This is a genomic window from Achromobacter sp. GD03932, from assembly GCF_029839485.1.
In the GTDB taxonomy this organism is placed as follows: Bacteria; Pseudomonadota; Gammaproteobacteria; order Burkholderiales; family Burkholderiaceae_B; genus Achromobacter; species Achromobacter bronchisepticus_A.
The window spans coordinates 40347-57862 of the sequence record NZ_JAOCAT010000006.1 but is presented as its reverse complement, the minus strand read 5'-3'; the positions used below and the strand labels follow the sequence as shown (position 1 = coordinate 57862).

Annotated in this window: 19 protein-coding genes; 11 read left to right on the top strand and 8 right to left on the bottom strand. The window is 67.2% G+C overall.

Annotated elements, in window-relative coordinates:
- The first annotated feature begins 13 nt into the window (after window positions 1-13).
- Both alr and N5C88_RS07440 read left to right on the top strand, forming a co-directional pair.
- A complete protein-coding gene (gene alr / locus N5C88_RS07445; RefSeq protein WP_118934915.1) occupies window positions 14-1141 on the top strand; it encodes an alanine racemase in 1128 nt (375 codons plus the stop codon).
- A 154-nt stretch (window positions 1142-1295) separates the two neighbouring features.
- A complete protein-coding gene (locus N5C88_RS07440) occupies window positions 1296-2015 on the top strand; it encodes an SDR family oxidoreductase (RefSeq protein WP_042794220.1) in 720 nt (239 codons plus the stop codon).
- 17 nt (window positions 2016-2032) lie between these two features.
- Here N5C88_RS07440 and N5C88_RS07435 read toward each other — a convergent pair whose 3' ends face one another.
- Window positions 2033-2890 (bottom strand): LysR substrate-binding domain-containing protein, encoded by an 858-nt coding sequence (locus tag N5C88_RS07435; protein ID WP_280015058.1) that lies wholly within the window; start codon window positions 2888-2890, stop codon window positions 2033-2035.
- 81 nt (window positions 2891-2971) lie between these two features.
- Between N5C88_RS07435 and N5C88_RS07430 the strand changes: the two genes are divergently transcribed.
- Window positions 2972-3352 (top strand): tautomerase family protein, encoded by a 381-nt coding sequence (locus N5C88_RS07430; RefSeq protein ID WP_059379914.1) that lies wholly within the window; start codon window positions 2972-2974, stop codon window positions 3350-3352.
- Between the two features lie 16 nt (window positions 3353-3368).
- On the opposite strand, the gene N5C88_RS07425 is transcribed toward N5C88_RS07430, so the two are convergent.
- Entirely contained in the window at window positions 3369-4322 is a 954-nt protein-coding gene (locus tag N5C88_RS07425; protein ID WP_054452434.1) for a LysR substrate-binding domain-containing protein, read from the bottom strand.
- 109 nt (window positions 4323-4431) lie between these two features.
- Between N5C88_RS07425 and N5C88_RS07420 the strand changes: the two genes are divergently transcribed.
- The 3 genes from N5C88_RS07420 (at window position 4432) to N5C88_RS07410 (ending at window position 7164) form a co-directional block, all read left to right on the top strand.
- Window positions 4432-5325: an MBL fold metallo-hydrolase gene (locus N5C88_RS07420; protein WP_013394808.1), complete on the top strand. Its 894-nt coding sequence runs from the start codon at window positions 4432-4434 to the stop codon at window positions 5323-5325.
- 74 nt (window positions 5326-5399) lie between these two features.
- A complete protein-coding gene (locus tag N5C88_RS07415; protein WP_251881705.1) occupies window positions 5400-6377 on the top strand; it encodes a tripartite tricarboxylate transporter substrate binding protein in 978 nt (325 codons plus the stop codon).
- A 10-nt stretch (window positions 6378-6387) separates the two neighbouring features.
- Window positions 6388-7164, top strand: a complete 777-nt coding sequence (locus N5C88_RS07410; RefSeq protein ID WP_280015057.1) for an alpha/beta hydrolase — start codon at window positions 6388-6390, stop codon at window positions 7162-7164.
- Here the strand turns inward: N5C88_RS07410 and hpaI are convergent.
- The 4 genes from hpaI to N5C88_RS07390 are packed head-to-tail and all read right to left on the bottom strand — an operon-like array spanning window position 7158 to window position 10609.
- Window positions 7158-7958, bottom strand: coding sequence for a 4-hydroxy-2-oxoheptanedioate aldolase (gene hpaI, locus N5C88_RS07405; RefSeq protein WP_059379910.1), 801 nt, complete (start codon window positions 7956-7958; stop codon window positions 7158-7160). The genes N5C88_RS07410 and hpaI overlap by 7 nt on opposite strands.
- Window positions 7959-7972: 14 nt before the next feature.
- On the bottom strand, window positions 7973-8776 hold the full coding sequence (gene hpaH, locus N5C88_RS07400) for a 2-oxo-hept-4-ene-1,7-dioate hydratase (protein WP_059379909.1): 804 nt from the start codon (window positions 8774-8776) through the stop codon (window positions 7973-7975).
- A gap of 33 nt (window positions 8777-8809) precedes the next feature.
- Window positions 8810-9559, bottom strand: coding sequence for a fumarylacetoacetate hydrolase family protein (locus tag N5C88_RS07395; protein WP_280015055.1), 750 nt, complete (start codon window positions 9557-9559; stop codon window positions 8810-8812).
- Window positions 9560-9574: 15 nt separating this feature from the next.
- On the bottom strand, window positions 9575-10609 hold the full coding sequence (locus N5C88_RS07390; protein WP_280015054.1) for a fumarylacetoacetate hydrolase family protein: 1035 nt from the start codon (window positions 10607-10609) through the stop codon (window positions 9575-9577).
- Window positions 10610-10810: 201 nt separating this feature from the next.
- Here N5C88_RS07390 and hpaE point away from each other — a divergent pair, with 201 nt between their 5' ends.
- Together hpaE and hpaD are read left to right on the top strand one after the other, a co-directional pair.
- On the top strand, window positions 10811-12277 hold the full coding sequence (gene hpaE, locus N5C88_RS07385; protein WP_118932811.1) for a 5-carboxymethyl-2-hydroxymuconate semialdehyde dehydrogenase: 1467 nt from the start codon (window positions 10811-10813) through the stop codon (window positions 12275-12277).
- A gap of 37 nt (window positions 12278-12314) precedes the next feature.
- Window positions 12315-13166 (top strand): 3,4-dihydroxyphenylacetate 2,3-dioxygenase, encoded by an 852-nt coding sequence (gene hpaD / locus N5C88_RS07380; protein ID WP_280015053.1) that lies wholly within the window; start codon window positions 12315-12317, stop codon window positions 13164-13166.
- Here hpaD and hpaR read toward each other — a convergent pair whose 3' ends face one another.
- Both hpaR and N5C88_RS07370 read right to left on the bottom strand, forming a co-directional pair.
- On the bottom strand, window positions 13167-13631 hold the full coding sequence (gene hpaR, locus N5C88_RS07375; protein WP_118932812.1) for a homoprotocatechuate degradation operon regulator HpaR: 465 nt from the start codon (window positions 13629-13631) through the stop codon (window positions 13167-13169).
- A gap of 98 nt (window positions 13632-13729) precedes the next feature.
- Window positions 13730-14362 (bottom strand): hypothetical protein, encoded by a 633-nt coding sequence (locus N5C88_RS07370; RefSeq protein WP_059379904.1) that lies wholly within the window; start codon window positions 14360-14362, stop codon window positions 13730-13732.
- A gap of 415 nt (window positions 14363-14777) precedes the next feature.
- Here N5C88_RS07370 and radA point away from each other — a divergent pair, with 415 nt between their 5' ends.
- The 3 genes from radA (at window position 14778) to N5C88_RS07355 (ending at window position 17405) form a co-directional block, all read left to right on the top strand.
- The gene (gene radA, locus N5C88_RS07365; RefSeq protein WP_059379903.1) at window positions 14778-16139 is read left to right on the top strand and encodes a DNA repair protein RadA; all 1362 of its coding nucleotides are present in this window, start codon (window positions 14778-14780) and stop codon (window positions 16137-16139) included.
- An 84-nt stretch (window positions 16140-16223) separates the two neighbouring features.
- Window positions 16224-17003, top strand: coding sequence for a sulfite exporter TauE/SafE family protein (locus N5C88_RS07360; protein WP_280015052.1), 780 nt, complete (start codon window positions 16224-16226; stop codon window positions 17001-17003).
- A gap of 162 nt (window positions 17004-17165) precedes the next feature.
- The gene (locus N5C88_RS07355) at window positions 17166-17405 is read left to right on the top strand and encodes a hypothetical protein (RefSeq protein ID WP_054452411.1); all 240 of its coding nucleotides are present in this window, start codon (window positions 17166-17168) and stop codon (window positions 17403-17405) included.
- Window positions 17406-17516: the final 111 nt, after the last annotated feature.

The following is a 17516-nucleotide window of genomic DNA, read 5'->3' as shown; positions in this document are numbered from 1 at the left end:
AGGATCCCACACCATGCCGCGTCCCATATCCGCCACCGTCTCCGTTTCCGCGCTTGCGCACAATCTTGCGGCCGTGCGCCGCCACCTGGACCAGACGGCGGCCGCCGCTTCCGGCCTGCCGCCTTCCATCTGGGCAGTGATCAAGGCCAATGCCTATGGGCACGGCATCGAGCAGGCCGTGGCCGGCTTTTCCAAGGCGCAAGGTTTGGCGATGCTGGACCTGGACGAAGCCGTGCGCTGCCGCGAGGCGGGCTGGGGCGGCCCCATCCTGCTGCTGGAAGGCTTTTTCGAACCCTCCGACCTGGACATCGTCGACCGCTACCACCTGAGCACCACGGTGCACAGCCGGGAACAGCTGGACATGCTGGCCCGCGCGCGCTTCTCGCGCCGCGTCGACATCATGCTCAAGCTGAACAGCGGCATGAACCGCCTGGGCTTCAGCCCCGCAGCCTACGCCGCGGCACATGAGCGCGCCATGCTGTTGCAGCAGCAGGGCGTGCTGGGCTCGGTGGGCAAGATGACCCATTTCGCCTGTGCCGACGGCCCCCAGGGCGTGAACGAGCAACTGGCGGTGTTCAATTCGGTGACGCATAAGATGCCGGGCGCCATCAGCGTCTGCAATTCGGCTGCCACGCTGCGCTTCGCCGAGATCGCGGTCGCTTCGGAAAACCAGGCGCACTGGGTGCGCCCGGGCATTTGCCTGTACGGCGCGTCGCCGTTCGCGGACGCCGAAGCCTCTTCCTTCGGTCTGAAACCGGCCATGTCGCTGCGCTCGGAAATCATTGCCGTGCAGGATCTGAAGGCCGGCGATTCGGTCGGCTATGGCGCCATCTTCCGCGCCGAACGCTCCATGCGCATCGGCATCGTGGCCTGCGGTTATGCCGACGGCTATCCGCGCCACGCGACCACCGGCACGCCGGTGGTGGTGGCCGGCATCCGCACCCAATTGGTGGGCCGTGTTTCCATGGACATGCTGATCGTCGATCTGGGGCCTGTCCCCGCCGCCGGCGTCGGCTCGCCCGTGTCGCTCTGGGGCGAGGAAGGCCCGTCCGTGGACGAGGTGGCCCTGGCCGCCGGCACCATCGGCTACGAGCTGCTGTGCGCCCTGGCGCCACGCGTTCCGGTCACCCGGGACGTCTGAAACGCGCCGGCTCCTGGCTGCCGGGCAGGCTGTCCGGCAGGCAAGAATTGCTACGCAATTTACAAGACAGGTGACGCCGGATGGTGTCTACTTGGAAGACCGGGCGCCCAAGCGCCCGTTTTTTACCAAGAAAACAGAAGCGAGGTTTCAACCCATGAAGGACAAATGCGTGCTCGTCACGGGCGCCACCAAAGGCATAGGCTGGGCGCTTACTCAGCGGCTGTCCGACATGGGATGTCATGTGGTGGGCATCGCGCGCAACACCACCGACGTGGATTTCCCGGGCTACCTCTATGCCTGTGACCTGGCGGACGCCGGCCGCACCGAAGAGGTGCTGCGCGAGATCCGCGAGAAATTCCCGGTCGATGCCGTGGTCAACAACGTGGGCATCGTCTCGCCCCAGCCGCTGGGCGAGATCGACCTGGCCACGCTGTACAACGTGCTCGACCTGAACGTGCGCGTGGCGGTGCAAGTCACCCAGGCCTTCATCGAATCCATGAAGGTGCGCCGCGCCGGGCGCATCGTCAACGTGGTCAGCCGCGCCATCCATGGCGGCCTGGAGCGCACCGCCTATTCGGCCGCCAAGAGCGCGCTGGTGGGCTGCACGCGCACCTGGGCGCTGGAACTGGCCGAATACGGCGTCACCGCCAATGCGGTGGCCCCCGGCCCGATCGAAACCGAAATGTTCCGCGCCACGCGGCCGGCCGGCAGCGACGCCGAAAAGCGCGCACTGGCCTCGGTGCCCATGAAGCGTTTGGGCACGCCCGCCGAAGTGGCGGCCGCGATCGCCTTCCTGCTGTCGGACGACGCCGGCTTCATTACCGGGCAGGTGTTGGGGGTGGACGGCGGCGGCAGCCTGGGCGGCCGTTCCTGACGCTTCAAGCCTTGTTTTCAGCCTTTCACTGCGCTGCGGAACGCCGCGCCCAGGGCCGTCAGCGCCTCGCGCGCGCGGCCATCCCTGACCCTGGTGTGCAATAGGACTGGTAGTTGCGGCAGGGCAGGCAGTCCCAGCCTGGGGCCCGCGTCGACCGCGCCGAAGGGCAGCATGCGCGGAGACAACGCCGCAACGCCGAGTCCCGCCATCACGGCGGACGCGACCGCCATCACGCCGCCGCCCACAAAGACTTCTGCCCACGGTATGCCGGATTCGTCGAGCAGTTGCTCGGCGATGGCGCGCACGCCGCAAGGTTGCGCCATGGTGGCCAGGGGTAGCGGTTCGCCCGCCCGGTGCTGCCAGTCGGGCGCCGCGAACCAACCGAATTTTTCCTTGGTCAGGACCTGGCCGTCGTCGCGTCCCGCATGCAGGCGCACGATCACCGTATCGAGTTCGCGCCGGTCGTAGCTCTGGAGCAGATCGCCGGACGAGGCAATCCGGATCTCGATCAGCAACTGGGGATCCGCCGCGTTCATGCGTGCGATCAGCGCCGGCAGTTCCGGTCCCGCCACGTGTTCGCTGATGCCGACGGCAAGGCGCTGCCTGCCCTCGGCGGCCGCGGATAGCGCGCGGTCGTGCGCCGCCAGGAGTTCGCGCGCCTGTCCAAGAAAGGCGGCGCCCCGCGCCGAAAGCTCCACGTACCGCGGCGTGCGTTCGATCAGGCGGAACCCAAGCCGGTCCTCGAGCCGCTTGAGTTTCAGGCTGATGGCCGCCTGCGTCGTCTGCAGGACTTCGGCGGCGCGCGTGAAGCTGCCCAGCTCGGCAATGCGGACAAAAGCCCTTACGGCAGCGACGTCCAGTGGGCGTTCAGTCATTTCAGATGCTTATCATTGAAATATAGAGCCATAGCTTATCAGAATGGCTAACATGGCATGGCACAACCACGGAGAACCACCATGCCGCTAGTCCATGTCTCATTGCGCGCTGGCAAGCCGCAAGCCTATCGCCAGGCCATCTTCGACAATATCTATCTGGCCATGCGCGAAACGTTCAATGTTCCCGAAGACGACCAATTCATGACCATGTCCGAGCATGAGGCGTCGAACTTCCGCTACAGCCCGACCTACATGGATGTGGCGCGCAGCGACGACCTCGTGTACATCCAGATCACGGCGAACAACACGCGCAGCCTGGAACAGAAGAAGGCACTGTTCCAGCGGATCGCGCAGCGCTTGGGCGATGACCCTGGCCTGCGGCCCGAGGACGTGTTCGTGAACCTGGTGGAAGTGGCGAAAGAGAACTGGTCTTTCGGACACGGTCTCGCGCAATACGCTTGAGACCGGAAAGGGGGCGCTACGCGCCCAGCGCGCCGGCTTCCACCCGCAGCGCGTCCAGAAAGCGCTGCAGCGCCGGCGCTGCTTCCACCTGCGCCCGCTGCACCACGCCTACCGGCGGCAGGTTCCAGTCGGGGCGGAATCTCAGGATGGCCAGCACGCCCAGCGCGGCGTAGTGCTGCGCCACCGCGCGCGGCATGGCCGAAAGCAGGTCGCTGCTGCGCAACAGCACCTCGTTGGCCAGCAGCGATACCGATTCGGCCATGGGCGCGCGCAGCGTCAGTCCCTGTTCGGCGAAGTAGGAGTCGATGCGCTGGCGCAGCGGCGCCTGGGGCGGCGGCAGGATCCAGTCCTGCCGCGCCAGCGCGGCGGCGGTGATGCGGGTGGACTTGGCCAGCGGATGGCCGACGCGCGCCACCACGCAGATGGGTTCTTCGTACAGGACCTCGGTACGGAACACGGGTTGCGTGGCGTCCAGCATCAGGCGGCCCAGCACGCAATCGAGTTCGCCGCGCGCCAGGCCGGCCAGCAGCGCATCGTGCGCGCCTTCCTGCAGCATGACGGTGACGCCGGCATGGTCGGCGCGCAGGCGCTGCAAGGCGCGCGGCACCAGCACGGGCAGGGCCACCTGCTGCACGCCAACGCGGATGCGGCCGCTGGCGCCGGCCGCCAGCGCCGCGATCTCGTTGCGCGCGCCGGACAGGTCGGACCAGAGCACATCGGCCTTGCGCGCCAGCGCATGGCCAAATCCCGTGGGCACGATGCCGCGGCGCGTGCGCTGGAACAGCGGCACGCCGAACATGTCTTCCAGTTCCAGCAGTTGCTTGCTGGCCGCTGGTTGCGTCATGCCGAGCTCGGCCGCAGCCTTGTGCACGCTGCCCAGCGCGTACAGCGCGCGCAGCAGGTCCAGGTGGCGCATGCGCAGGCGTCCGCCGATGTGGTGCAGCTCTGGAATGCGGGGCGTGGCTGGCATTTTGTGGAATTCCTGTTGGTTATCACAGCATTCTAATAATTGATTAGATTGTATGCACCCCATACCTATACTGGATCGCAGTTCAACGACCTGTGCAAAAGGGGAAAACATGAAGATCACGATGCTGGGAACCGGAGCCGCGCTGCCCGATCCCGACCGGGGCCAGTCTGCCATCCTGCTGACCCTGGATGACGATACCCATTACCTGTTTGACTGCGGCGAGGGCGCCACGCGGCAGATGGTGCGCGCCAACGTGGATCCTGCGAAGGTAGGCTTCGTGTTCCTGACGCACCTGCACCATGACCACATCTGCGACTATCCCTATTTCGTCATTTCCAGCTGGATGCTGAACAAGACCGGCGCGCCGCTGGTGCTGGGGCCGAAGGGCACGCGCCATTTCGTCGACCATCTGTTCGAGAACGGCGCCTACCACACCGACTACCAGGCGCGCAGCGCCTATCCGGTGCGCCAGGCCAATCTGGAAGCCATGCGCCCCGAGGTGCGGGAAGTCAGCCCTGGCCCGGTGTTCGACGATGGCAGGGTGCGCATTTCGGTCGACTGGGTGGAGCACATTCCGCGCGACGTCTGCGAATGCTTCGGCGTGCGGGTGGAGGCCGAAGGCAAGGTCATCGCGTTCAGCGGCGACACGGCGCCCTGTGAAGCCATGGTGCGCCTGGCGCAGGACGCAGACCTGCTGATTCATGAGTGCACCTTTCCCGAATCGTTCATCGCGCATCGCGCCAAGACAGGGGTGGGCACCTATGCGCATACCAGCCCCACGGACCTGGGCATCATCGCCAGCCGCGCCGGCGTCAAGAGCCTGGTGGCGACGCACTTCGGCCATTTCGATTCGACCAGCCCGGTGATCAAGCGCGCCGCGGCCAAGCATCTGCCGGTGGAACTGATGGGACCGCACCTGATGGACGAGATCGTGGCCGACATCCGCAAGAACTACTCGGGCCCGCTGCGGCTGGCGCACGACCTGATGCGCATCGACCTGTAGCATCCGCGGGGAATACCTGCCGGCCGCCGGGCCGGAGCGTGCGCGGGCGTGGCCCGCCAGCCAGGGAGAACACCATGACGTACCGGACTTGCGCCGTATCCGTTTTGCTTGCCTTGGGCCTGGCGGCATCGCCGCTGGCCGCCCGGGCGCAGTATCCCGATCACCCCATCCGTATCGTCCTGCCGTACGCGCCGGGCGCGGCGGGCGACGTGGCCATGCGCCAGATCCAGCCCCTGCTGGAAAAGCGTCTGGGCCAGCCTCTCATCGTCGATTACAAGACTGGCGCCGGCGGCAACATCGGCGCGCTGGAGGTGGCGCGCGCCAAGCCCGACGGCTACACGCTGGTGCTGGGCGCCACCAACAACTTCGTCATCAATCAGTTCCTGTACCGCAAGCTGGGCTTCGATCCCCTGGCCGACCTGGAGCCGGTGGGCAAGTTGGCGGACGTGCCGGCCTTCGTCTACGTCAGCGCGCAAGTGCCGGCGCAGGACTACGCGCAGTTCGCGCAGTATGCGCGCGCGCAGGCCGGCAAGCTGAACTACGGATCGCCGGGCATGGGCACCACGCCGCATCTTTCCGGCTACCGCCTGTCGCATGCGATGGGCGCGGGCATGACGCACATTGCCTACCGCGGTTCCTCGCCGGGAGTGCAGGCCTTGCTGGCCAACGAGATCCAGATGTACATCGGCGGCTACAGCATTGCCGCGGCCTACGTGCCGCAGGGCAAGGTGCGGGCCCTGGCGGTGGCGGCATCCGAGCGCTTCGCCGGCCTGCCCGACGTGCCTACCGCGGGCGAGGCTGGCATGCCGGACGTGGTGCAGGGCAACTGGTGGGGCTTTGCCGCGCCCAAGGGCACACCGCCAGAGCGGGTGGCGCGCTTTGCCGGCGTCCTGCATGAGGTGCTGGCCTTGCCGGAGGTCCGCCAGGCCTTCCTGGCGGGGGGCTTCGTGCCGGGGCAGGACACGCCTGCGTCGTTCGCCTCCGAGTGGCGCAGCGAAGCGCCGCAATGGCAGGCGGTGGTGCGCGAATCCGGCGTGGTGCTGGAGAACTGAGGAGCTGGACATGGAGTACACGCGCCGCGGTTCAGGCCGCCCGCTGTTCCTGCTGCATGGCTTTTGTTCATCGTCCGCGATCTGGTACGGCCTGGCGGGTGTGCTGGCCGATGAGCATGACGTGATCGCCGTGGATTGGCCGGGCTTCGGGCGCGGCGCGCAAGCGGCTCCCTTGCAGGGATTGCCGGCCTATGCGGACGCGGTCGTCGCGCTGGCGGACGAGCTGGGTATAGGCAGCTTCGACGTGTTGGGCCATTCTTTCAGCGGCTTCGTCGCGCAGCAGTTGCTGTGCGCGGTTCCGGGGCGCGTGGGCCGTGCCGTGCTGTATGGCGCGGGCTTGAGGGTCGATGCCGCCGCGCGCTTCGAGCCCATGGACCAGACCTTGGCGCGCCTGCGCGCGGACGGCCCGCGGGCCACCGCAAGGCGCGTGCTGGGCGCCTGGTTCCAGCAGGGGGAGCAGGCGCCGGCCTACGCGGCCTGCCTGCAAGACGGCATGTCCATGAGCGCGGCCGGCGCGGCGTCGATGATTGCGGCGGTTGCGGGCGTGGACTACACGCAGGCGCTGGCGGCGGTGCGCGCGCCGGTGCTGGTCATATCGGGCGAACACGAACGCAGCCATCCGCTGCCATCGGCGCTGGCCTTGCGCGCGGCCTTGACGCACGGCAGCCTGTGCGTGCTGCCGGACTGCGGGCATGCCGCGCACCTGGAGCGCCCGCGATTGTTCAACACCGCCGTGCGTGAGTTTCTGGCGGGCCGGGACGGCGCGTCCCGGCCTGCGGGTCAGTAGGGACCCTTGGCCGCCACGGGCGCGGCCGCGCTCTTGAATTGGCCCGCCAGCTGTTCGGCCGCGCGCGCCAGCAAGGTGGCGTCCACGCCAACCGCCACGAAGGTGGCGCCCAGCGACAGATAGTGCTTGGCGCGGTCCACGCCGCTGTGCAGGATGCCGGCCGCCTTGCCGCTGCGCACGATGCGCAGGATCGCGTCGTCGATCGCCTTGACCACTTCCGGATGCTCCGGCTGGCCCAGGTAGCCCATGCTGGCCGACAGGTCGGCCGGGCCGATGAAGGCGCCGTCGACGCCGTCCACCGCGAGAATCTCTTCCAGCGCGTCCACGCCGCGCGGGGTTTCGATCTGCACCAGCACGCACATCTCGTCGTTGGCGCGGCGCAGGTAGTCAGGGATGCGGTTCCAGCGCGACGAGCGGGCCAGCGCGCTGCCCACGCCGCGCACGCCTTGCGGCGGATAGCGTACCGCGGCGACGGCGGCGGCAGCCTCTTCGGCGGATTGCACCATGGGTACCAGCAGCGTCTGCGCGCCGGTGTCCAGGATCTGCTTGATCTGCACCGCGTCGTTCCAGGCCGGCCGTACCACCGGGGCGACCGGATAGGCGGCCATCGATTGCAGCTGCTGCAGCGTGGTCTGCAAGGTGTTGGGCGCGTGTTCACCGTCGATCAGCAGCCAGTCGAAACCGGCGCCAGCGATGATCTCGGTGGAGTAGGCGCTGGCCAGGCCCGCCCACAGGCCGATCTGGGGTTTGCCGCTGCGCAGGGCCTGCTTGAAGGTGTTGGTCAATATGTCCATGGATGGTGGCGTGGTCAGATGAAGTGGCAGTTGACGGAACCCAGCACGCCGTAATCGACGTTGAAGGTATCGCCAGGGCGGGCCAGCACCGGCCGGGTGAAGGAGCCCGACAGGATGATCTCTCCCGCTTCCAGCGCCACGTCGTGGGCGGCCAGCTTGTTCGCCAGCCATACTACGCCATTGGCCGGATGGTTCAAGACGCCCGCGGCCACGCCGGTTTCTTCGATGACGGCGTTGCGCGACAGGATGGCGCCGATCCAGCGCAGGTCCAGCTCGCCGATCTTCACCGGGCGTCCGCCCATCACCACGCCGGCATTGGCGGCGTTGTCGGCGATGGTGTCGAACACCTTGCGCGGGCGCTTGCTGTCGGGGTCGATGCTGTGCGAGCGCGCGTCGATGATCTCCAGCGCGGGGATCACGTAGTCGACCGCGTCATAGACCTGGAATAACGTGACGTTGGGGCCTTGCAGGCGTTTGCCCAGCACGAAGGCCAGTTCGACTTCCAGCCGCGGCAGGATGAAGCGGCCCGCGGGTATGTCCGCGCCGTCATTGAAGAACATGTCGTCCAGCAGCATGCCGAAGTCGGGCTCGTCGATCTGCGAGGCCTGCTGCATGGCGCGCGAAGTCAGGCCGATCTTGTGGCCGCGCTTGATGCGGCCTTCGGCCAGCTTGATGTCCATCCAGGCGCGCTGGATGGCATAGGCGTCGGCAATGGTGATGTCGGGGTACTCGAGCGAAATCTGGCGGATCTGCTGGCGGGTGCGTTCGGCTTCGTGCAGGCGCGCGGCGATGGCGCGCACGGTATCTTTATCTAGCATCGGAGTTCCAGGTGTAATTGGGTTGGAGTGGAATCATTGGGGGAAGGGGACGAGCGTGTTGACCAGCCGTCCCACGCCTTCGATCTCGGTCACGACTTCGTCGCCGGGCTGCACGTTGACGATGCCGTCGGGCGTGCCGGTCAGGATCAGGTCGCCGGGCGAGAGCGTCATGAAGCTGCTGAAGTACTCGATCAGCGCGGGTACGTCGAACACCATGTCGCGGGTATTGCCGCGCTGCGTCTCCACGCCGTTGACGGTGGTGCGCAGGTTCAGGTTCATGGGGGCGGGCACGTCGTCGCGGTCCACCAGCCAGGGGCCAAGCGGCGTGCAGGTGTCGCGGCTCTTGACGCGCAGATTGGGGCGGTACCAGTTTTCCAGGTAGTCGCGCAGCGCATAGTCGTTGGCCACGGTGTAGCCGGCCACGCAGTCATAGGCCTGGGCGCGGCGGACCTTGCTGGCGGTCTTGCCTATCACCACCGCCAGTTCGCATTCGTAATGCATGAAGGCGACGTCGGCGGGGCGGAAAGTCTGGGCACGGTGGCCCACGAAGGTGTTGGCAGCCTTGAGAAAGCCCAGCGGCTCGTCCGGCGCCTTGAAGGCCAGTTCCTTGGCGTGGTCGGCGTAGTTGATGGCCAGCGTGAAGGTGGTGCGCGGCTCGAAGGGCGGCAGCCATTGCACCGCGTCTTCGGCATACACGCGTCCGTCGGCCAGGCGGACCTGGCCGGGGCCGGCTTCGGTGGCGGCATGGATGACGCCGTCCAGGGAGATGCGGGCATGTTTCATGGCGGGCTCCTGTGCCTATCGGGCGGCGGCCAGCGCATTGCCCAGCGTGCCGACCCGGGAAATGCTGATGTCGTAACGCTGCCCGGCGCGTGCGCGCGGCGCGCCGTGGGGCGTGCCGGCCAGCAGGATGTCGCCTGCTTCCAGCGTCATGAACTGGGTCACGTCGGCGATCAGCCGCGCCACGGGACGGATCAGGTCGGCGGTGCTGGCGCGCTGCGACACCTGGCCGTCGATGCGTACTTCGATGTCCAGCGCGTCCGGGTCGCCGACCGCCGCCACGGGGGCGAGATCCTGGCCGATGGGACAGAAGCCGTCGCGGCATTTCTGCTTGAGCGCGGGGCGGAAGTAGCTGGCGTGCGGCACGGACAGGTCCGCCACCACGCGGTACCCCGCCACATAGTCCAGCGCCTCGGCTTCGCTCACGCGGGTCGCGCGGCGGGCGAACACCACGCCCAGGCAGGCGCCCACTTCGACCTCGTCCACCTCGGCGGGCAGGGCGATGACGTCGCCGTTGCGGGAGTAGGTATTGGCCGGCTTGATGTAGAGCACGGGCGCATTCGGCGCGGCTTTGTAAGGGGGCGCGTCCACGGCGTCGCCCAGCGCGGCCAGCGCCTGGCGCGTATTCAGCGCCGCGCCCACCACGGTCCGCGGCCACGGCGCCGCGGCCGCGCGCGCGGCCAGGTGCTCGCGGTAGTTGTTGAGCTTGTAGTTCAGCACCGGGTCGGCTTCCTCGATCTGCATCGAGATGCCGAGCGGGCGCGCCGCCATCTGCGGCGCGAGTGCGGCGGTCAGCGCCTGGAACACCCGTTCGCCCAGGGCGGCTTTTTGTTCGGCATTGCGGCCGTGGCCGATGCGCAGCACCACGTGGACGAAGGCATTGTCGGGATGGCCGTCGACGATCAGGCAATCATCCACGCGCAGTGCGCGGGTGCGCGCGCCGGCCAGCGGGAACAGGCTGCCGTCGCCCACGGCGGCATCCTGCACGGTCCGCATCAGCGCCTGCGTGTCCAGGGCCAGATTGCCTGAGTATTCGATCCAGATATGGGGCATGGCCTTGCTCCGCATGATGTAATTATCATGTTAACTAGTTTAATGAAAAACCGCGGTGACAACAATCGGCCAGAGGGCTGTCGGGGTCCGTTCCGCCTGGGGGTTTCCCGACGTTGACAGCCCGGTCAGGCAAGCATAACGTTAACCTGTTAATTAAATTGGCGCCGCACCATCAGGCGCAGACGGGACGAGGAGCCGCGCGTGAGCATCAAGCACTGGATCAATGGCAAGCAGGTCGACAGCAGCGACCGCTTCATCACCAGCAACCCCGCCACGGGCGAGGCCATCGCCGAGGTCGCGGCGGGCGGGCAGGCCGAAGTCGACGCGGCAGTTGCGGCCGCGGCCGAGGCCTTTCCCAAATGGGCCAACACGCCCGCCAAGGAACGCGCCCGCCTGATGCGCCGGCTGGGCGAACTGATAGACCAGAACGTGCCTCAGCTGGCCGAACTGGAAACCCGCGACACCGGGCTGCCGATCTCGCAGACCCGCAAGCAGCTGATCCCGCGCGCCTCGGAAAACTTCAATTTCTTCGCCGAGGTCTGCACGCGCATGAACGGCCACACCTACCCGGTGGACGACCAGATGCTGAACTACACGCTGTACCAGCCGGTGGGCGTGTGCGCGCTGGTGTCGCCCTGGAACGTGCCGTTCATGACCGCCACCTGGAAGACCGCGCCGTGCCTGGCGCTGGGCAACACCGCGGTGCTGAAGATGTCCGAGCTTTCGCCGCTGACGGCGGACCAGCTGGGCATGCTGGCGCTGGAAGCCGGCATTCCGGCCGGCGTGCTGAACGTGGTGCAGGGCTATGGCGCCACCGCCGGCGACGCGCTGGTGCGCCACCCCGGCGTGCGCGCGATTTCCTTCACGGGCGGTACCGTGACGGGCAAGAAGATCCTGGCCAGCGCCGGCGGCGTCAAGAAATACTCGATGGAACTGGGCGGCAAGTCGCCGGTGCTGATCTTCGACGACGCGGACGTGGAGCGCGCGCTGGACGCGGCGTTGTTCACCATTTTTTCGCTCAATGGCGAACGCTGCACCGCGGGTTCGCGCATCTTCATCCAGCAATCCATCTACGACGATTTCGTGCGCAGGTTTGCCGAACGCACGCAGCGCCTGGCCGTGGGCGACCCCACCGATGACCATACCCATGTGGGCGCGATGATCACGCGCCAGCACTGGGAAAAGGTCACGGGCTATATCCGCCTGGCCGAGCAGGAAGGCGCGCGCATACTCGCGGGCGGCGCGGACCGGCCCGCAGGCTTGCCGGCCCATCTGGCGGGCGGCAATTTCGTCAGCCCCACGGTGCTGGCCGACGTCGACAACCGCATGCGCTGCGCGCAGGAAGAGATCTTCGGACCGGTCGCCTGCCTGCTGCCGTTCAAGGACGAGGCCGAGGGCCTGGCGCTGGCCAACGACGTGAAGTATGGCCTGGCCTCCTACATCTGGACCCGCGACATCGGCCGGGCGCACCGCCTGGCCCGCGGCATCGAAGCCGGCATGGTGTTCATCAACAGCCAGAACGTGCGCGACCTGCGCCAGCCCTTCGGCGGCACCAAGGAATCGGGCACGGGACGCGAAGGCGGCGAATACAGTTACGAAGTCTTTGCCGAGATCAAGAACGTGTGCGTGTCCATGGGCAGCCACCACATCCCCAGATGGGGCGTTTGAATCCGGCCCGGACCACAAGAACGAGGAGACTAGCACCATGGGCAAGCTCGCGCTGGCGGCCAAGGTAACGCATGTGCCGTCCATGTATCTTTCGGAACTGCCTGGCAAGCACCAGGGCTGCAGGGAGGCCGCGATCCAGGGACACCGCATCATCGGCCAGCGGTGCCGCGACCTGGACGTGGACAGCATCGTGGTGCTGGACGTGCACTGGCTGGTCAATGGCGGCTATCACGTGAACTGCAACAGCGGCTTCAAGGGCCGCTACACCAGCAACGAGCTGCCGCATTTCATCAAGGACATGGACTACGCCTACCGCGGCAATCCGCAACTGGGACGGCGCATTGCCGAATGCGCCAATGCCGCGGGCGTGGGCACGCGTGCGCATGAAATCGACAGCCTGGAACTGGAGTACGGCACCTTGGTGCCGATGCGCTACATGAATGGCGACGGGCGCTTCAACGTGGTGTCGGTGGCCGCCTGGTGCGCCTGGCATTCGCTGGACGAGAGCCGCCGCTTCGGCGCGGCGCTGCGCCAGGCCATCGAGGCCAGCGACAGCCGCGTGGCGGTGCTGGCCAGCGGTTCGCTGTCGCACCGCTTCAACGACAACGGCAGCCCCGAGGCCGCCATGCACCAGATCAGCCGCGAGTTTTTCCGGCAGGTGGACGTGCGCGTGGTGGAGTTGTGGCGCCAAGGCGACTGGAAGACCTTCTGCGCCATGCTGCCCGAATACGCCGACCTGTGCGTGGGCGAGGGCGGCATGCACGATACCGCGATGCTGCTGGGCCTCTTGGGCTGGGACGGCTATGACCAGCCGGTGGAGATCGTGACCGACTACTTCGCCAGTTCCGGCACGGGACAGATCAACGCGATCTTCCCGGTGCCGGCCTGATCATTCGTCTTCGGAGGCGCGCGCGTCGGCGGGCTCGCGCTTGATCAGGTCGACCATGGTGTCGACGTCGCGATACAGGCGGTCGAGCAATTCCTTGCCGATCCGGGCCTCGATTTCCTGGTACTTCGCGTCCACTTGCGGACGCATGCGGTCGATCAGCTTGTTGCTCTTGGGCGTCAGCGAAATTTCCTGGCGCCGCTGATCGGCGCTGGAGCGCGTGCGTTTGATCAGGCCCTGTTCCTGCATGCCCGCCAGCATGCGCGTGAGGCTGGGGCTGAGGATCTGGCAGGTGCGGGCGATCTGGTTGGGTTCCATGGAGCCCACTTCGCTCAGCGTGCGCAGCACCCGCCATTGTTGTTCGGTGACGCCCGCCGCGTGCAGGATGGGGCGGAAGTGCGCCATCAGCGTTTCACGCGCGTAGAGCAGCAGATGGGGGAGATTGCGGTGGTGGAAGCTCGGACTCATGGCGGCTATGTTAGCAAGAAGCCGAGCCGCGCCGCAGCGAAATCGGACGCGCACGCCCATCGGTCCGCGCCGGGCGCGGCGCCGATGGGAGGCGGCGGTCAGGCGGGATTCTGCTGGGCCAGTTCCTGCAGGTCGTCGGGCAGGGTCAGGTCGGGCGCGGCCTGCTGCAATTCGCGCAGCGCCTGCACGGCCTCTTCCTGTTGTTCCTCGCGCACCAGCGCCCGGATGTGGGTCACGCGGGCTTCGATGTCCTGGTCGCTGAGGGCGGGCGTTTCCGGTGCGGCGGGTTCGGCGGCCGGCTGTTCCGCAGGCGCGGCTTCCTGGACGGGGGCGGCTTCCTGGGCAGGAGCGGCTTGCGGCGCCGCTTCCTGCGGCGGCGCGGCCACGCGTTCGGTGACGGGCGCGGCCTGTTCGGCGGGCGCTTGCGCCGGCGTGGACAGCAGCGCGGGCGCGCGTTCCGAGCTTGTCCCTATTTCGTGGGGGGCGATGACAGGCGTGTTCTGCTCGGCAAAGTCCTGGGCTTCGCGCATCTCGGTCCAGGCGAACAGGCCGAAGACCATGGCCGCGCAGGCAGCAGCGCCCCAGGCGGGGTGCCAGCTATGGCCGGGATGCCAACGGCGGCGCACCGCCGCGTCCAATTCGGGATTGGCGCCGGGACCGTGCCTGCGATACAAGGCGCGCAGATCCCGTTCATCGTCTTCGTCGAAAGGGGGGCGGTAGGTAATGCTCATGCGCGTACTCCTCGCGCATGCGCCTGGTGGCAAGGCGCATCCGCGTCTGACCTCTGCGCACGCCGCGCCGGTGGTCCGGCGGTCTCGTCGTAGCTCGGGTCCTGTTCCGGTTTAGGCGGCTTCCTGGAAAGCCGCGGGTGATTGCGCCGCGATTCCCGCCGCCGCGCCCCTGGGGGCGTCTGGCTGCAGGTATGCCGCCCTGGGCCGGGCGGTTCGTCAATGCGCTGCACCTGATGATTATGCGCGATTTGGAGAAATCCGCCAGAGAATTTCTTGAGTTTGCATCATGTAACTTCAGCGCGTCCCTGTTTTTGAAAGCAGAATGACAGATAGCAGCACCAGCATGGGGCGCGCAAGGACAAAAGCACGCGTTTGCGCGCGCATGCCTCCCTGCCTTGCCGGTACACTTTCGCGCATGGCCAAATCCCGAACCGTATACGTGTGCTCCGATTGCGGCGGCACCACCCCGAAGTGGCAGGGCAAATGCCCGCATTGCAACGCCTGGAACACGCTGGAAGAAACCGTGGAGTCGTCGGCGCCGGCCGCTGCCTCCCACCGTTATGCGCCGCTGGCGGCCGCCAGCCCGGTGCGCAGCCTGTCTGAAATCGAAGCCCGCGAAACCCCGCGCCAGCCTACCGGGCTGGAAGAGTTCGACCGCGTGCTGGGCGGCGGCCTGGTGGCCGGCGCCGTGGTGCTGATCGGCGGCGACCCCGGCATAGGCAAGTCCACCTTGCTGCTGCAGGCGCTGGCTTCGCTGTCCGAAGTCACCAACGTGCTGTACGTGACGGGCGAGGAATCCGCCGAACAGGTCGCCCTGCGCGCGCGCCGCCTGGGCCTGCAGACGGGCAACGTCAATCTGCTGGCCGAGATCCGGCTGGAGTCGATCCAGGCGGCGGTGTCGGAGCAGAAGCCCACCGTGGCGGTGATCGACTCGATCCAGACCCTGTACAGCGGCGAACTGACCGCGGCGCCGGGGTCGGTGTCGCAGGTGCGCGAATGCGCGGCCCAGCTCACGCGCCTGGCCAAGCAGACGGGCATCGCCATCGTCATGATCGGCCACGTCACCAAGGACGGCGCGCTGGCCGGGCCGCGGGTGCTGGAGCACATCGTGGACACCGTGCTGTATTTCGAGGGCGACACGCACTCGTCGTTCCGCCTGGTGCGCGCCTTCAAGAACCGTTTCGGCGCGGTCAATGAACTGGGCGTCTTCGCCATGACGGACCGCGGGCTGCGCGGCGTGGCCAATCCCTCCGCGCTGTTCCTGTCGCAGCATGAACAGCAGGTCGCGGGATCCTGCGTGATGGCCACGCAGGAAGGCACGCGTCCGCTATTGGTGGAGATCCAGGCGCTGGTGGATAGTTCGCATGCGCCCAACCCGCGCCGGCTCACAGTCGGCCTGGAAGGCAACCGCCTGGCGATGCTGTTGGCGGTGCTGCACCGGCATGCCGGCGTTTCCACCTTTGACCAGGACGTGTTCGTCAACGCGGTGGGCGGCGTGCGCATCACGGAACCCGCGGCCGACCTGCCGGTGCTGCTGGCCATCATGTCCTCGCTGCGCGACAAGCCGCTGCCGCGCGGCCTGATCGCTTTCGGCGAAGTCGGCCTGGCGGGCGAGATCCGGCCCGCGCCGCGCGGACAGGAACGCTTGCGCGAAGCGGCCAAGCTGGGCTTTTCGATTGCGCTGATCCCCAAGGCCAACGCGCCGCGCCAGCCCATCGAAGGGCTGGAGATCTGGGCGGTGGACCGGCTGGACGCCGCGCTGGACAAGTTGCGCTGACGCCCACAGCGGCGGTCGGCGGCGGTTTCATATCGGTATTCTGATTGCCCGGCCTGCAACCGGCCGGGCCTGCTGGAGCAAGAAGTGAGTCTGTTAGTTATCGCCGCGTGCCTGGCCGCGGGCGGCCTGATCGGTTTCATGGGCGGCGTGCTGGGCATCGGGGGCGGCCTGATCGCGATTCCCGCGCTGGTGCTGTTGATGGGCATGTCGCAGCAGTTGGCGCAGGGCACGGCGCTCATCATGGTCCTGCCCACCATCATGATGGCGGTGCGCAAGTACAACCAGCAGACCCGCATCGACAAGCGCGTGGCGCTGGCGGGCGCGGCCGGGGCCGTGGTGTTCACCTGGGTCGGCGCGCAGCTGGCGCTAGGCATAGATTCCGGCATCCTGCGCCGCAGCTTCGCCGTTTTCCTTTTCTTCATTGCGCTGTTCTACGTGTGGCAGACCTGGCGCGCATCGCGTCCCGCTGCGGCGCGCAAGCCGGCGGCCAAGGGTGCGCCGCCCGTCTTCACGCCGCGCCGCGCCAGCGTGCTGGGCATCCTGTGCGGCACGCTGGGCGGCTTCTTCGGCGTGGGCGGCGCGGTGCTGGCCGTACCCATCATCACGTCCGTGTTCAGGTTGCCGCAGACCACCGCGCAGGCGCTGGCGCTGAGCATGGTGATTCCGGGCTCTTTCATCGCGTTGATCACCTACTCCTGGGCGGGACAGGCCGATTGGATGGTTGGCGCGCCGCTGGCGATAGGCAGCCTGCTGTTCGTGCCGGTGGGCGTGAAGCTCGCGTACCGTCTGCCTGAACGCAAGCTGAGAGCCTGCTTCGCATTGATGCTGTTCGCCACCGTGGCCTTGCTGGCATTCGAGAGCTGAACCGCCCGCACAATATTTCGAAGCGTTAGCGACCGAAATTTTCTGGTTCCGCGCTGAACCTTCTGGATGGGCCCGGTTCAAACGGGAACGGGTAAAGCGGCGATGTTGCCGCCCCGTGTCGAATAAAGGACCTCGGTCCTTTTACATTCAGGAGTTCATGAAATGACGACTCACTCCCGTATTGCTGCGTTCCTATCCACCTCGGCCTTGTGCCTCGGTCTTGCTGCCGCGCCTTCGGCGTTTGCGGCGGGCGCCGATGCCACGTCCAAGACGGGTGAAACCAAGACCCAGGCGCAGCACAAGCATCACAAATCCGACAAGACCTCCGCCAAGCCGGCGGCGGCCAAATCGGGCGGGGCCGCGAAGACGGATCATTCCGGCGCTGCGGCACCAGCGAAGTAAGCACTGAGGGCCTTGCGGCCTGGTAGTTCCTTTGCGCAAACGACTTCCGATTCCCGCGGGGGCCGGAAAGTCGAAAGCCTCTCGGTATGGGCGCCGAGAGGCTTTTTCATG